The sequence below is a fragment of the Pedobacter sp. UC225_61 genome, assembly GCF_044452285.1.
Taxonomy (GTDB): Bacteria; Bacteroidota; Bacteroidia; order Sphingobacteriales; family Sphingobacteriaceae; genus Pedobacter.
The window spans coordinates 169272-183505 of sequence record NZ_JBIOAL010000001.1; the positions used below are offsets into that span (position 1 = coordinate 169272).

Annotated in this window: 14 protein-coding genes and 1 tRNA gene; 12 read left to right on the forward strand and 3 right to left on the reverse strand. The window is 33.8% G+C overall.

The window, feature by feature from the left end:
- Positions 1-345: 345 nt before the first annotated feature.
- Complete coding sequence (rpsT, locus tag ACHMWN_RS00815; protein WP_055132277.1) at positions 346-600, reverse strand: 30S ribosomal protein S20; 255 nt, start codon at positions 598-600, stop codon at positions 346-348.
- Positions 601-870: 270 nt separating this feature from the next.
- Between rpsT and purN the strand changes: the two genes are divergently transcribed.
- The 7 genes from purN to rodA all read left to right on the forward strand — a co-directional run bounded on the left by purN (position 871) and on the right by rodA (position 8902).
- Positions 871-1449: a phosphoribosylglycinamide formyltransferase gene (purN, locus tag ACHMWN_RS00820; protein ID WP_397296994.1), complete on the forward strand. Its 579-nt coding sequence runs from the start codon at positions 871-873 to the stop codon at positions 1447-1449.
- 153 nt (positions 1450-1602) lie between these two features.
- Complete coding sequence (purH, locus tag ACHMWN_RS00825) at positions 1603-3129, forward strand: bifunctional phosphoribosylaminoimidazolecarboxamide formyltransferase/IMP cyclohydrolase (protein WP_397296997.1); 1527 nt, start codon at positions 1603-1605, stop codon at positions 3127-3129.
- Between the two features lie 86 nt (positions 3130-3215).
- A complete protein-coding gene (locus ACHMWN_RS00830) occupies positions 3216-4238 on the forward strand; it encodes a rod shape-determining protein (protein WP_173272216.1) in 1023 nt (340 codons plus the stop codon).
- A gap of 82 nt (positions 4239-4320) precedes the next feature.
- Positions 4321-5160: a rod shape-determining protein MreC gene (gene mreC, locus ACHMWN_RS00835; protein WP_397297000.1), complete on the forward strand. Its 840-nt coding sequence runs from the start codon at positions 4321-4323 to the stop codon at positions 5158-5160.
- The gene (locus ACHMWN_RS00840; protein WP_397297003.1) at positions 5150-5665 is read left to right on the forward strand and encodes a rod shape-determining protein MreD; all 516 of its coding nucleotides are present in this window, start codon (positions 5150-5152) and stop codon (positions 5663-5665) included. Before mreC ends, ACHMWN_RS00840 begins: the two co-directional genes overlap by 11 nt.
- Complete coding sequence (mrdA, locus tag ACHMWN_RS00845) at positions 5665-7656, forward strand: penicillin-binding protein 2 (RefSeq protein WP_397297006.1); 1992 nt, start codon at positions 5665-5667, stop codon at positions 7654-7656. The genes ACHMWN_RS00840 and mrdA overlap by 1 nt, the downstream gene beginning before the upstream one ends.
- Positions 7640-8902, forward strand: coding sequence for a rod shape-determining protein RodA (gene rodA / locus ACHMWN_RS00850; RefSeq protein WP_397297009.1), 1263 nt, complete (start codon positions 7640-7642; stop codon positions 8900-8902). The genes mrdA and rodA overlap by 17 nt, the downstream gene beginning before the upstream one ends.
- On the opposite strand, the gene ACHMWN_RS00855 is transcribed toward rodA, so the two are convergent.
- Complete coding sequence (locus ACHMWN_RS00855; protein ID WP_397297012.1) at positions 8895-9863, reverse strand: hypothetical protein; 969 nt, start codon at positions 9861-9863, stop codon at positions 8895-8897. The genes rodA and ACHMWN_RS00855 overlap by 8 nt on opposite strands.
- 130 nt (positions 9864-9993) lie before the next feature.
- Between ACHMWN_RS00855 and ACHMWN_RS00860 the strand changes: the two genes are divergently transcribed.
- The 3 genes from ACHMWN_RS00860 (at position 9994) to ACHMWN_RS00870 (ending at position 11591) form a co-directional block, all read left to right on the forward strand.
- Complete coding sequence (locus ACHMWN_RS00860; protein ID WP_397297015.1) at positions 9994-10569, forward strand: thymidine kinase; 576 nt, start codon at positions 9994-9996, stop codon at positions 10567-10569.
- Positions 10570-10662: 93 nt separating this feature from the next.
- Positions 10663-11076 carry a VOC family protein gene (locus ACHMWN_RS00865; protein WP_397297017.1) on the forward strand — a complete coding sequence of 138 codons (414 nt, stop codon included), beginning with the start codon at positions 10663-10665 and terminating at the stop codon, positions 11074-11076.
- A gap of 44 nt (positions 11077-11120) precedes the next feature.
- The gene (locus ACHMWN_RS00870) at positions 11121-11591 is read left to right on the forward strand and encodes an SRPBCC domain-containing protein (RefSeq protein WP_397297019.1); all 471 of its coding nucleotides are present in this window, start codon (positions 11121-11123) and stop codon (positions 11589-11591) included.
- A gap of 185 nt (positions 11592-11776) precedes the next feature.
- Here ACHMWN_RS00870 and ACHMWN_RS00875 read toward each other — a convergent pair.
- Positions 11777-11849 (reverse strand) — tRNA-Phe (locus ACHMWN_RS00875).
- Between the two features lie 237 nt (positions 11850-12086).
- Here ACHMWN_RS00875 and ACHMWN_RS00880 point away from each other — a divergent pair.
- Positions 12087-13382, forward strand: coding sequence for a 4Fe-4S dicluster domain-containing protein (locus ACHMWN_RS00880; RefSeq protein WP_397297021.1), 1296 nt, complete (start codon positions 12087-12089; stop codon positions 13380-13382).
- A 59-nt stretch (positions 13383-13441) separates the two neighbouring features.
- Positions 13442-14230 carry a (Fe-S)-binding protein gene (locus ACHMWN_RS00885; protein WP_397297022.1) on the forward strand — a complete coding sequence of 263 codons (789 nt, stop codon included), beginning with the start codon at positions 13442-13444 and terminating at the stop codon, positions 14228-14230.
- Positions 14231-14234 lie beyond the last annotated feature (4 nt).

A 14234-nucleotide genomic window follows, 5' to 3' on the forward strand; every position in this document is an offset into this window, starting at 1 on the left:
CGCATTATTTTAGAATAGATGCGGACTAGATGCGGACTAGACGCGGACTTACTACGAAGAAGACTCGAACTTAATCTTAATTAGTTCATATTGACTAAACGAGTTTTAGAAACATAATTAAATGAAGTAAACTAGACAGGGAGCAAGAATTAAATAAATCTTAATGTGCTTTCAAGGTCAATTGTAAAAACTGTATGAACGCTTTAATTGAAAAAAAGTCAACACTTTTTGCTTGTTCAACCTGCAATGTTTGATATTGATCCTCTGTAATCTATTAAAATTTTAGGCACAAAAAAAACGATATCACTTAAGGTAATACCGTTCCAATATTATTAAAAAAGCGAACTATTTTAAACCGTTAACGAATTTCGTTAATTTAGATTTGTTGTTAGCAGCCTTGTTTTTGTGAATTACGTTTTTCTTAGCTAAACGATCTAACATAGAAATTACTTTAGGTAATAACTCAGCACCAGTTTTTTTATCTTCAGCAGCACGTAATCTTTTGATAAATGTACGTGTAGTTTTTGCTTGATATCTGTTACGTAGACGTTTTGTCGCGTTTGCTCTAATTCTTTTTAAAGACGATTTATGATTTGCCATTATTGTTTAGCCTTTTATATCTTCTGTGTTAACTATTTTTCGGACTGCAAATATAGAGTTTATGTTTTTAAAATGCAAAATGCTTTTGAAAATAATTTTATAGTTCATGCTAATTTGTTAAAAACTTAGCTGTCAATATAAAAATGAATGTTTAAGTAGTTACATTATTATCGCATATCCGTTAAAATGACCAACTTATATATTTAAAATTTCAAAAACTCTTTCATTAAAAGGGTAAAATGCTATTTTTGAAAAAAACATCAAAGCTTAGTGAAAAAACGCATCGCAATTTTTGCTTCAGGATCAGGGTCCAATGCCCAAAAATTAATGGAACACTTTAAACGCAACACAGAAGTGGAAGTTGCTTTAGTTTTAACAAATAATCCTGACGCCTATGTTTTACAACGTGCAGATAGTTTTGAAATCCCTTCTCATATTTTTGATAAACATGAATTTTATAAAACCGAAAACATTATTGATCTTCTAAAAAACTTAGATATTGATTTAATTGTATTGGCAGGCTTTTTATGGTTAATTCCTAAAAATTTATTGCAAGAATATCCAGGCAGGATAATAAATATACACCCTGCTATTTTACCAAAATTTGGCGGAAAAGGAATGTATGGAGATTTTGTGCACAAAGCGGTAATGGAAGCTAGTGAGCCTGAAGGCGGAATTACTATCCACTATGTAAATGAAAATTATGATGAGGGAGAATACATTTATCAAGCAAAATACCGCATTGATAAGGGCGATAACCTAGAAATGATAAAATTTAAAGGCCAGCAATTAGAGCATTTGCATTATCCACGTGTTGTAGAAAGCATTATTAAGAAAATTAAAAAATAGCAAGAATTGCTTAATTTTTGCAGTGCTAAATAGCTAAGTCCATATAGAACAATAAAGCAATTTAACACTAGAACGCTTTCTTCATTTTTCTTTAAAAAACATCTCAAAAAAACATTCGTTTTTCTTACCTTTGCGGCTTAAAATAATACCTCAATGAGCCAACCAGTTAAGATCAAAAACGCTTTAATTTCAGTTTATTACAAAGATGGTTTAGCACCTCTTGTTCAATATTTAGCCCAACAAGGCGTAACCCTGTTTTCTACAGGTGGTACAGAACAATTTATTAAGGATTTAAACCTACCAGTAACTGCTGTTGAAGATTTAACTGGATACCCTTCTATTTTGGGTGGTCGTGTAAAAACTTTGCACCCGAAAGTATTTGGTGGAATTTTAAATCGCAGAAATTTAGCTGGAGACGCAGCGCAAATTGCTCAATATGAAATTCCTGAAATTGATTTGGTGATTGTAGATCTTTATCCGTTTGAAGAAACCGTAAAAGCTGGAGGAACTGATGCCGAAATTATTGAGAAAATTGACATCGGTGGGATTTCATTAATCCGTGCTGCCGCTAAAAACTTTAATGATGTAGTAATTATTGCATCTAAAGATGATTACGGAACTTTATTAGAAGAATTACAGTCACAAGATGGCGCAACAACTTTAGCTCAACGTAAATCGTATGCTAAAAAAGCATTCCACACTTCTTCTCATTACGACACAGCAATTTTCAATTATTTTAATGCAGAAGAACCATTAAACGTATTTAAGCAAAGTGTAAAACAAGCACAAACATTACGTTATGGCGAAAATCCTCATCAACAAGGAACATTTTATGGCAATTTAGATGAAATGTTCACAAAATTAAACGGTAAAGAATTAAGTTATAACAATTTAGTTGACGTAGATGCAGCTGTTAGTTTGATTGATGAATTTACAGAACCAACTTTTGCCATTTTAAAACATACCAATGCTTGTGGTTTAGCATCAAGATCTACCGTTTTAGAAGCTTGGAAAGATGCATTAGCTTGCGATCCAGTTTCTGCTTTCGGAGGTGTTTTAATTACAAACCAGGAAGTTGATTTAGCAACGGCACAAGAAATTAACAACTTATTTTTTGAAGTTTTAATTGCTCCTTCTTATCAACCAGAAGCCGTAGAATTGTTTAAAGCAAAGAAAAACAGAGTGATTTTACAACGTAATGAAGTTGAATTAAGTAAAAAACAATTCAAAACTTTATTAAATGGTGTAATTGAGCAGGATAAAGATTTAAGTCTTGAAGGTGCTGATCAAATGACTGTTGTTACTGAAAAAGCTCCAAGTGCAGAATCTATTAAAGATTTAATTTTTGCTAATAAAATTGTAAAACATACCAAATCAAATACCATTGTTTTTGTAAAAGACAATGTGTTAATTTCAAGTGGTGTTGGACAAACTTCTAGAGTTGATGCCTTGAAACAAGCAGTTGTAAAAGCAGAAGCATTTGGATTTAGTTTAAAAGACGCAGTAATGGCATCAGATGCATTTTTCCCTTTTCCTGACTGTGTTGAGTTAGCTGCTGATGCGGGAATTATTGCTGTTTTACAACCTGGTGGATCAATTAAAGATCAGGATTCTATCGACATGTGTAATCAAAAAGGAATTGCTATGGTTACCACAGGGGTTAGACATTTTAAGCACTAATTTTTTAATTCGGAATACAATAAAAAGGTGTATTTTTACATTGTATAAGTACACATTAATTTAAGACAAAAAAACACCGCATATAAATGGGTTTATTTAATTGGTTTACACAAGAGGTTGCTATAGATTTAGGCACCGCAAACACCCTCATCATACATAACGACAAAGTAGTAGTTGACGAACCTTCGATAGTTGCTTTTGACAGGCAAACAAACAAAATCATTGCAATTGGCCGTCAGGCGATGCAAATGGAAGGTAAAACACACGATAATATTAGAACAGTTAGACCTTTAAAAGATGGTGTAATTGCAGATTTTAATGCTGCAGAAGCCATGATTAAAGGAATGATTCGCATGTTAAATGGTGGTAAAGGATGGATGTTTCCATCTTTAAGAATGGTAATTTGTATTCCTAGCGGGATTACCGAAGTTGAAAAACGTGCAGTTAGAGATAGCGCAGAAATTGCTGGAGCAAAAGAAGTTTACTTAATTCATGAGCCAATGGCTGCTGCCGTAGGTATTGGAATTGACGTAGAAGAACCAATGGGAAATATGATTATCGATATAGGCGGTGGTACAACAGAAATTGCTGTTATCGCTTTATCTGGTATTGTTTGCGATCAATCTATCCGCGTTGCAGGAGATAATTTCGATAGTGATATTGTGAATTATATTCGTCGTCAACACAACATTATGATTGGTGATCGTACTGCGGAAAAAATCAAGATTGAAGTTGGTGCAGCTTTACCAGAATTAGCTGATCCACCTGCAGATTTCGCTGTACAAGGAAGAGATTTAATGACAGGTGTGCCAAAACAAATTACGGTTTCTTACACTGAAATTGCGCATTGTTTAGATAAATCAATCTCAAAAATTGAAGAAGCGATTTTAAAAGCGTTAGAGATTACACCCCCAGAACTTTCAGCTGATATTTATCAAACGGGTATATATTTAACCGGTGGTGGTGCATTGTTGCGTGGCTTAGACAAACGTGTTGCTGCTAAAACAAAATTACCCGTTCACGTTGCAGAAGATCCACTTCGTGCAGTTGTTCGTGGTACTGGTATCGCTCTGAAAAACATTGGTAATTTTAAATTTTTAATGCAATAATAATCACGGAAAATGGAAGATGTAAAATGGAAGGATGTTTTGACCCATTTTACATCTTACTTCTTCCATCTTACATCGAGATATGCGTAACCTTTGGATTTTCATAAGCAGATATAACGCATTTTTCTTTTTCATCATTTTCTTTACTGCTGGAATTATTATTACATTAAAAAATAATGTTTTTCAACGCAGTGTAACCTTAAATTCTACAAATGAAGTAGTAGGTAGTGCTTACGAGCGTTTAAATGTTTTAAAACGTTATTTAAATTTAGGGCAAGTTAACGATAGTCTTGCTATAGAAAACGCAAAGCTTAAAACAGAGCTACTTTCCTTAAAAAACATCGACAGTAGTAAAACAGTTATTGTAAGGGACACTGTAAATCAGCAACAATACACATTACTTTCAGCCAAAGTGATTAAAAATTCCGTTACTCAACGCAATAATATTATCACAATAAATAGAGGTAGTGATGATGGTATTGTAAAAGATATGGCAGTTATTTCTCCAAATAAAGGTGTTGTTGGCTTTATATTAAATGTTTCACCGCATTTGGCTACTATTAGATCTTTATTACACAAAGAAACTTTAATAAGCGTAAATCTTAAGAAAAATAATGCGTTTGGCTCTTTGGTTTGGGGCGATGGAAATTTCGATTTCAGAAAAGCGTACGTTAAAGAAATACCAAATCATTTTAAAGTTAGTATTGGTGATACTATTGTGACTTCCGGAGCTGGCGGCTTTCCTAAAGGGATAGAAGTTGGCAAAATAAGCAAAACACAAATTAGTACAGGAGATAGCTTTATGACGTTAGAAATTAATCTTTTTAACGATTTTAGCACTTTACAATATGTGTACATTATTAAAAACCGATTAGCGGAAGAACAGAAAGTTCTAGAAACTCAAACACCTAATGAACAGTAAAACTATTTTCATCAATATATTTAGATGGTTTGTACTTTTATTTGTACAGGTTTTCCTATTGCGGAATCTTAGTTTTTATAACCTCTCTACCCCTTTTATTTACGTATTATTTATTTTGGTTCTTCCTTTCGGGATACCAAATCTATTACTTTTTATTATCGCTTTTGGTACTGGTTTAACACTAGATTCCTTTTACGATACATTAGGTGTACACACCACAGCTTGTGTTGCGTTAGCATTTGTACGGATTTTATTTATTTCTGTCAGTGTAAACCGCGATGCTTTTGATGAACCAGAACCCTCACTTGGGAATATGGGTTTCAAATGGTTTTCCATTTATGCCATTCTTTGTATTTTTGTGCATCATTTTGTAGTATTCTTTTTAGAAGCATTTAAATTAAGCGAATTCTCTTACACTTTAGGACGATGTGTTTTAAGTGTTATTTTTACTCTTTTTTTAGTTTTATTGGTCGAATTTATCTTCCATAATAGAAAATCGAATTAATGGATCAATTGTTTAATAGAAAATATATTATTCAAGGTTTATTTGTTTTGATTGCCCTCATTCTTTTGGGCAAACTTTTTTATATGCAGGTGGTTAGCGATAAATATTTTTTAAGCGCTAACAGTAATGCACTTAGAAAATATTACGTTTACCCAGCTAGAGGTGTAATTTTAGATCGAAATAATCAGATTTTAGCTCAGAACCAACCTACTTATGATCTTCTAGTTACACCAAATGAGGTAAAACCGTTTGACACATTATCGCTTTGCCAGATTATTGGAATTGATATCGTCGATTTTAGAAAGAAATTTCATAAAGCCGTCGTACAGTCTAGGTATCAAGCTTCTATTCTCCAAAAACTGTTATCGGTACAAACGTATGCGGCTTTACAAGAGAAACTCTTCAATTACAAAGGTTTTTATGTTCAAAAAAGAACCATTAGGTATTATCCAGATAGTATTGCTAGTCAGTTTTTAGGATATATGAGGGAAGTAACCCCAAAGGATATAGAAAAACATGCGGGCTACTACAAATCAGGAGATTACATTGGTAAAAGTGGTATTGAAAGAGAATACGAAGCTGTATTGCGAGGTACAAAAGGTGTTACCAACATGCTTTATAATGCACATGGTGTAGCGCAAGGAAGTTATGCAAACGGAAAACTGGATTCATTGGCAGTTTCTGGAGACCAATTAACATCAACAATTGATAGTAGAATACAAAAACTAGGTGAACAATTATTGGCTAACAAAGTCGGAAGTATCGTTGCAATAGAACCAGGTACTGGAGAAATTTTAGCTTTCGTGAGTAGCCCTGGATATGACCCAAACAAATTAGTAGGAAATAACTTTAGTCCAAATTATAGGGAAATTTTTGCTAACCCTAATCGGCCTTTTGTTGTTAGACCAATACAGGGTGGATATAGTCCTGGTTCTGCTTTTAAACCATTAGATGCGTTAATTGCATTGAGTGAAGGAGTTGTAGACCCAAATACCACATTTAATTGCCCTGGGTATTACATAGCAGGAAATAGAAAGTTTAAATGTGAGCACGTTGATGGTAATATTAGCTTGCGCCGAGGAATTGCTCGTTCATGCAATACCTATTTCTATAACATTTTCGCAAAGCTGATGACAAAGAATGGCGGTTCTTATGCAAAACAACATAATACATATGAGACATGGCAGAATAAGGTTAGAAAGTTCGGCATTGGTGATACATTAGGGATAGATTTTCCTGGCGAAAAAGCATATAAATTGTTTAGAGCTGCCGATTATGATAAACTACATCGCGGCAAATATTGGGGTAACACTTCTATTATGTCAGTAGCTATTGGGCAAGGAGAAATTAATACTACACCTTTGCAAATGGCTAATATCATGGCAATTATTGCCAATAGAGGCTATTATTTAAAACCACATGTAGTTAAAGCTATTGGAAATGGAAAGAATATCGCACCTAGATATAAAGAAAAACATTTTGTAGGCATTGATGCTCGTTTTTTTGAGCCGGTAATTGATGGTATGGAAGATGCTGTAAATCAATCATGGGGTACTGCTACGGAGTCGAGATTGCAGAATATCATTATGTGCGGAAAAACTGGTACTGTACAAAACAGCCGAGGTAAAAATCACTCTGTATTTATCGGCTTTGCCCCAAGAGATAATCCAAAAATTGCCATTGCTGTAATTGTCGAAAATGGTGGTTATGGCGGTGCTTATGCAGCTCCAATTGCAAGTTATATAACCGAAAAGTATTTAACCGATTCCCTTTCAGGAAGAAGAATAAACGGCAGTACGATAGAAATGTATAAAGAAGCTAATTTATTACCTGTTTTTGTGACCAAACCATTAGTAAAACCACTTAGTAAGCCAGATAGTTTAAAAAAAACCGATAGTTTAAAAAAGGCTTTACCCGCAAAAGCAAGAGTTGCTCAAAATCAATTTAATAAATTAGCTATTAAACCAAAAAGCAATGCAACATCAAAGTAATCGGTTTTTCTTTAATGTAGATTGGATAACCATATTGATTTACATCGCTTTGTGTGCAATAGGAGTTGCAAATATTTATTCTACAGAATACAATCCTGATAAAACCACAGCTTTTAGTTTTAGTGCGAGTTATGGGAAACAACTCATATTTGCAGGAACTGGTTTAATTTTAGGCTTATCTATTTTACTATTCGACGCCAAATTTTTTAGTGTATTTGCTCCAATAATTTATGGAGTAACCATTTTTTTATTGCTCGTTGTATTAGTTGTTGGTAGAAATGTAGGCGGAAATCAAGCTTGGATTCCTATCGGTTCATTTAGATTACAACCTTCGGAGTTTGCTAAATTTGGTACAGCTCTGCTTTTAGCAAGATATATCAGTTCCTTTAACGTTAAGCTTAATTCTTTAAAGCCAATTGTTATTTCAGGAGCAATTATAATACTACCAATGATGTTAATCATATTGCAACCAGATGCAGGTTCCATGTTGGTATTTTTATCTTTTATGTTTCCTTTATATAGAGAAGGTTTACCTGGTAATCTATTAATTATATTTTGGGGAGCTGTTTTACTATTTATTCTGAATCTTTTCCTATCACCACTTATACTCATTTCCTCTATCTTACTAATTGGAGCTTTGTTTATTTATACGAATAGAAAGCGTCAACAAAAAATGATTAGTATAGGCGTAATCACACTAATTGCTATTGCTTATCTATTTGTTGCTAAATTTATGTTCAACAACGTTTTGCAACCGCACCAGCGCACACGCATAGAGTTGATACTGGGTTTAGCGAAAGATAATAAAGGTGCTGGCTATAATGTTATTCAATCTAAAATTGCTATAGGTTCTGGACAAGTAACAGGAAGGGGGTTTTTACAAGGAACACAAACAAAATTAAAATATGTTCCAGCACAAAGTACCGATTTTATTTTTTCAACAGTAGGTGAAGAATGGGGGTTTGTAGGTTGCTTTGTAGTAATTGGACTGTATATCTTTTTACTCTTAAGAATTGTAAATATTGCAGAGCGACAACGTTCTTCTTTTTCTAGAATTTATGGTTATTGCATTGCTTGCATTCTCTTCTTTCATGTATTTATTAATATAGGGATGGCTATTGGTTTAATGCCAGTAATTGGAATTCCATTACCATTTATTAGTTATGGCGGGTCATCTTTATGGAGCTTTACGATTTTGTTATTTATCTTCTTAAAACTCGATTCGAATAGAATGGGATTTATTTAAACCGTTGATTTAACAGTTCGTAAAATTTATCAACCGTCGTTTGTTTCTCTGCCCAATTATTTTTGACAGCATAATTCTTTTTAAAGAAATTATCTGCAGCTTCAAAATTTGGTAGTTTATTAGCTAAATCAATTGCTTCGGCATAAGCCAAATTATAACCATTAAAAAGATCTTTAATATAAAGTAATTTATCATTTAAGTTAATTGCTTGTTTTAAATCTGAAATACCTGCTGTTGAACTAGCATTTAGATTAGTTGCTGATCTATTTGCCAACAAATCATTTAAAGTTGGCTTATAGTTTGGATCTTCAACAGGTTCATTTTTGTCAACTTTAACTTCTAGAGTTGGAGCTTCTTCTAATTCAATATCTTTTGGCATTATTGGAAAATCTTCCTCTTTTCGAACTAAAAATGGTTCAGGGCCAATTTCATCTTCATCAGTCTCTATAATTTCTTCTATCAGATGCTCTCTTAATTTTCTTTTTTGTGCTAAAATACGTTCTTCTTCCTCGCTTAAAGGCCTATCAAAAATTTCATCAACGCTTTTTTCTTCAAAATCAAATTTCTCATGTTCAGAGTGGTCATTTAAAATAAACTCAAATTTTGAAGGTTCATTATCCAATTTAAAAACCTCTTCTTCTATTTCTGATAAATCTGGACTCTGTTTTTCTTCTATAGGAGATTCAAACTCTTCAGATTGATTTGCAAAAGCTATTTCTTCCATTTGTTGCTCATCCTGAATATCATCTATTACAGTTGTATTTTCAGATAGTTCTTGATTTTCATCAGCAGGTGCTAATGCAAGAGGAGTTTGCGGACTAAGGTTTATTTTCTTTATGATTTGAACATGGTCTGCTAAGAAATTTGCATTAGCATGAAAAAGCTCCAATTCTAACTCATTGAGTTGTTGTGGGTTTTGCGCCAAAAATTGATATTGTTCATTCAATTCATTTAATATCAATCCTAATTTCTTAAAGAGATCTTCTTGTTTCATCATAACTGTGTAACGAAAAAATGGGAGATTTATGTTAATAAATGACAATCAAAAGTACTATAAAATTCTTTTATATTTGGCTAAAATACCTTTACAAATGTTATTCAGCGAGCAAAACTTTAGAAGAGGAGAATTTTGTGGAAGCATCGAAGTAATTTGCGGCTCCATGTTCTCAGGCAAAACAGAAGAATTAATTAGACGGCTAAAAAGAGCGCAAATTGCAAAACTGAATGTAGAGATATTTAAACCTAAAACCGATACACGTTACGATGAAACCGCAGTAGTTTCTCATGATTTAAATTCTATACAATCAACTCCTGTTAATAGTTCATCGGCTATTTTATTATTAGGTGCCAACACGCAAGTTGTAGGTATAGATGAAGCACAATTTTTCGACGAAGACCTTCCTGAAGTGTGTAATAAACTTGCCTTGAAAGGAATTAGAGTTATTATTGCTGGCTTAGACATGGATTTTTTAGGCAAACCTTTTGGCCCAATGCCTGCTCTATTAGCTATTGCAGAGCATGTGACCAAAGTAAATGCAGTTTGTATGCGTTGTGGTAGTCCGGCGGTTTATTCATACCGTACCGTAGCTAATGATGCAAAGATTTTATTAGGAGAAAAAGACAGTTACGAGCCTCGTTGCAGAGCTTGTTACAATGCGCTTGGGTAAAATGTCGTCATTACACCTTTAAAATGTCTTATCCCACCTTCTTTTTTATGGATTAATTACTGAACTTTAGTTTGTTAACTAAAACGAAAAATTATGACAAAAGATATTTGGATTAATCTTCCAGTAAAGAACATTAATAAATCAGTCGCTTTCTTTACCCAAATGGGATTTACGCTTAATGAACATAATCCTATTACCAAAACAATGGCATCTTTTTTTATTGGTGATAGAAAATTAGTACTCATGTTATTTACAGATGACGTGCTTGCTGGTTTTAGCGGAAACAAAGTTGCTGATACGACTGTTGGCACTGAAGTACTTTTCTCTATCGATGCAGAAAGTCCTCAGGAAGTAGATCAAATGCTAAAAAGAGCCGAAGATGCTGGTGGTAAAATTTATGCCAATGGCGGAGAAAAAGATGGCTGGATGTATGGCGGCGGTTTTATCGATGTAGATGGACATAGATGGAATGTACTGTACATGGATTTTAGCAAAATGGGTAGATAGCTTTTATTATTACATATAACCAAAAACTTAAAACTCTTTTTATCATGGAATTTAAAATTGAAATTAATGCACCTAAAGAAAAAGTATGGAATGTACTTTGGGGTGAAAAAACGTATCCAATGTGGACTGCAGCTTTTAGTGAAGGATCTCGAGTAGAAACGGATTGGAAAAAAGGAAGTAAAGCCTTATTCTTAGGAGCTGAAAATAGCGGAATGGTTTCTAGAATTGTAGAAAACATCCCTTATGATTATATGTCAATTGAACATTTAGGAATGGTGATGAACGGGATCGAAGATTTCGAAAGCGATGAAGTAAAGAAATGGGCAGGAGCTAAAGAGAACTATACATTGATAGATTTAGATGGCAAAACAGAATTACACGTCTTTATGGAGATGGATGATACTGAAGATAATAAAGCAATGATTGAAATGTTTGCAGAAATTTGGCCTAAAGCCTTAGCAAATGTAAAATCACTAGCAGAACAGGATGCAATTATTCCTCCAGTAGTTGTTTAAGGGAATATATCATTAATAGTTTTTGCTATCAGTTTCTAACTAAATTTAATTTATTTACGTCTTGTTTACGACATCTTTACGACATACGTGTCAGCGATAAATTCTACGCCAAATTAGGCTCAAATCTTATTCAATATAAAAATTCTCCAAACGAAAAAACCCCAGATTTCTCTGAGGTTTTAAAGTGGTATGGGCCGGGATCGAACCGGCGACACATGGATTTTCAGTCCATTGCTCTACCGACTGAGCTACCGTACCTACTTCCCGTTTGGGATTGCAAATGTAGTGTCTTTTTTTAAAGCTACCAACATTTTTTCATTTTTCTTTTCTTGTAAAATATTTATAAGACTATTTTAACTCTAAATCAATCGTTTACAAACGATAAAAAACTAAAATTTATTCATATCCATTCTAAATTTTTAATTTTATGCATGCATAATAAATTTTTTAAAACTAAATATTTTAACTTAGCTAAACCATTACAGCAAATTAACTATGGCATCACAACTAATATTCTTAATTCTTACGCTTGCGGGAATTGCGCTATTTACATTTAACGCCCGTAAAGTAATTCGTAATATTAAGCTAGGTAAACCACAAAATCGTACAGATCAGCCTGCAAAAAGATTATCGACCATGCTCAAAGTAGCTTTTGGTCAAACCAAAATGGCGGTTAGACCAATACCCTTTTTACTGCATCTAGTGGTGTACTTAGGTTTCGTTATTATCAATCTTGAGGTTTTAGAAATCATGATTGATGGTATTTTTGGTTCACACAGAGTATTTGCTGGCCTAGGTAGTTTTTACAACTTCCTAATTGGCTCATTTGAACTCTTAGCTTTAGGTGTATGGTTGGCTTGTGCCATTTTTCTTATCAGAAGAAATGTTTTAAAATTAAAACGCTTTAGTGGTGTTGAAATGAAATCTTGGCCAAAATCTGATGCGAATTATATTTTAATTACCGAAATTTTATTAATGACTGCGTTTTTATTCATGAATGCTTCGGATGCTAAATTGCAATCTTTAGGAGAAGGTCATTATATAAGTGCAGGCGCCTTTCCAGTAAGCGTTTATTTGCAAGGTTTATTACCAACATCAGCAAGTAGCTTAATATTAGTAGAAAGGGTATGTTGGTGGTTTCACATTGTGGGTATTTTTGCTTTCTTAAATTACCTTCCCTATTCAAAACATTTTCACATTCTTTTTGCATTTCCGAACACTTATTTTTCGAATTTGGAACCTAAAGGCGAATTTACAAATATGGCAAGCGTTACTAATGAGGTAAAAGCAATGCTTGATCCTTCTTTCGCACCTGCAGAAACTGCTCCTGGTAAATTTGGCGCTAAAGATGTGAATGATTTAACTTGGGTAAATTTGATGAACGCCTACACCTGCACAGAATGTGGTCGTTGTACTTCGGTATGTCCAGCTAATCTAACGGGAAAATTATTGTCACCCCGTAAAATTATGATGGACACCCGCGATCGTGTAGAAGAAGTAGGTAAAAACATAGATAAGCATGGTGTTGATCATCAAGATGGAAAATCTCTATTAGATGATTACATCAGCCGAGAAGAAATTTGGGCATGCACAAGTTGTAATGCTTGTACCGAAGCTTGTCCTATTAATATTGATCCATTAGCTATAATTGTAGAGTTACGTAGATTTGCTGTAATGGAAGAATCTATTGCTCCAACAAGCATTAATGCGATGTTAGGGAACGTAGAAAATAACGGCGCACCTTGGAAATATTCTCCATCGGATCGTTTTAATTGGGCGCAAGAAGGATAAGATAAAGATTAAGGAAGTTTCAAGTCTACTACTTGATGCGAACTACTAAATACTAAAAAATGGAATTTAAAGTACCAACAATGGCCGAATTAATGGCTATGGGCGAAGAGCCTGAAATATTATTCTGGGTGGGATGTGCTGGTAGTTATGACGAAAGAGCTCAGAAAATTACTAGGGATATTTGCAAAATTCTACATCATGTAGGCATTAAATATGCTGTATTAGGCACAGAAGAAAGCTGCACTGGAGATCCGGCTAAAAGAGCTGGAAACGAATTCCTCTTCCAAATGCAGGCAATGACAAATATTGAGGTGTTGAATGGTTATAATATCAAAAAAATTGTAACGGGTTGTCCACATTGCTTCAATACCATCAAAAATGAATATCCTGGTTTAGGTGGCACATATGAGGTGATACATCATACTCAATTAATACAAGATTTGATTAATGAAGGTAAACTTAAAGCTGAAGGTGGCGAAAGCTTTAAAGGTCGTAAAATTACCTTTCATGATCCATGTTATTTAGGCAGAGGAAATGGAGTTTATGAAGCTCCACGTAAGGCACTTGAAGTTCTAGATGCACAATTGGTAGAGATGAAACGTTGCAAAAGTAACGGACTTTGTTGTGGAGCTGGTGGTGCACAAATGTTTAAAGAACCTGAAAGAGGAAATAAAGACATCAATATAGAAAGAATTGAAGAGGCATTAGAAACTGAACCACAAATTATTGCTGCTGGTTGTCCTTTTTGCATGACAATGTTAAGTGATGGCGTTAAATTGAAGGATAAAGACCAAGAAGTTAAAGTTTTGGATATTGCAGAAATTACAGTTAAAGCGAACGGGTTGTAAATTT

What these genes read in the sequence shown, in the direction of transcription:
- rpsT (WP_055132277.1), bottom strand. Translation starts at nt 600, where the DNA reads ATGGCAAATCATAAATCGTCTTTAAAAAGAATTAGAGCAAACGCGACA.
- purH (WP_397296997.1), top strand. Translation starts at nt 1,603, where the DNA reads ATGAGCCAACCAGTTAAGATCAAAAACGCTTTAATTTCAGTTTATTAC.
- ACHMWN_RS00830 (WP_173272216.1), top strand. Translation starts at nt 3,216, where the DNA reads ATGGGTTTATTTAATTGGTTTACACAAGAGGTTGCTATAGATTTAGGC.
- mreC (WP_397297000.1), top strand. Translation starts at nt 4,321, where the DNA reads ATGCGTAACCTTTGGATTTTCATAAGCAGATATAACGCATTTTTCTTT.
- ACHMWN_RS00840 (WP_397297003.1), top strand. Translation starts at nt 5,150, where the DNA reads ATGAACAGTAAAACTATTTTCATCAATATATTTAGATGGTTTGTACTT.
- mrdA (WP_397297006.1), top strand. Translation starts at nt 5,665, where the DNA reads ATGGATCAATTGTTTAATAGAAAATATATTATTCAAGGTTTATTTGTT.
- rodA (WP_397297009.1), top strand. Translation starts at nt 7,640, where the DNA reads ATGCAACATCAAAGTAATCGGTTTTTCTTTAATGTAGATTGGATAACC.
- ACHMWN_RS00860 (WP_397297015.1), top strand. Translation starts at nt 9,994, where the DNA reads ATGTTATTCAGCGAGCAAAACTTTAGAAGAGGAGAATTTTGTGGAAGC.
- ACHMWN_RS00865 (WP_397297017.1), top strand. Translation starts at nt 10,663, where the DNA reads ATGACAAAAGATATTTGGATTAATCTTCCAGTAAAGAACATTAATAAA.
- ACHMWN_RS00870 (WP_397297019.1), top strand. Translation starts at nt 11,121, where the DNA reads ATGGAATTTAAAATTGAAATTAATGCACCTAAAGAAAAAGTATGGAAT.
- ACHMWN_RS00880 (WP_397297021.1), top strand. Translation starts at nt 12,087, where the DNA reads ATGGCATCACAACTAATATTCTTAATTCTTACGCTTGCGGGAATTGCG.
- ACHMWN_RS00885 (WP_397297022.1), top strand. Translation starts at nt 13,442, where the DNA reads ATGGAATTTAAAGTACCAACAATGGCCGAATTAATGGCTATGGGCGAA.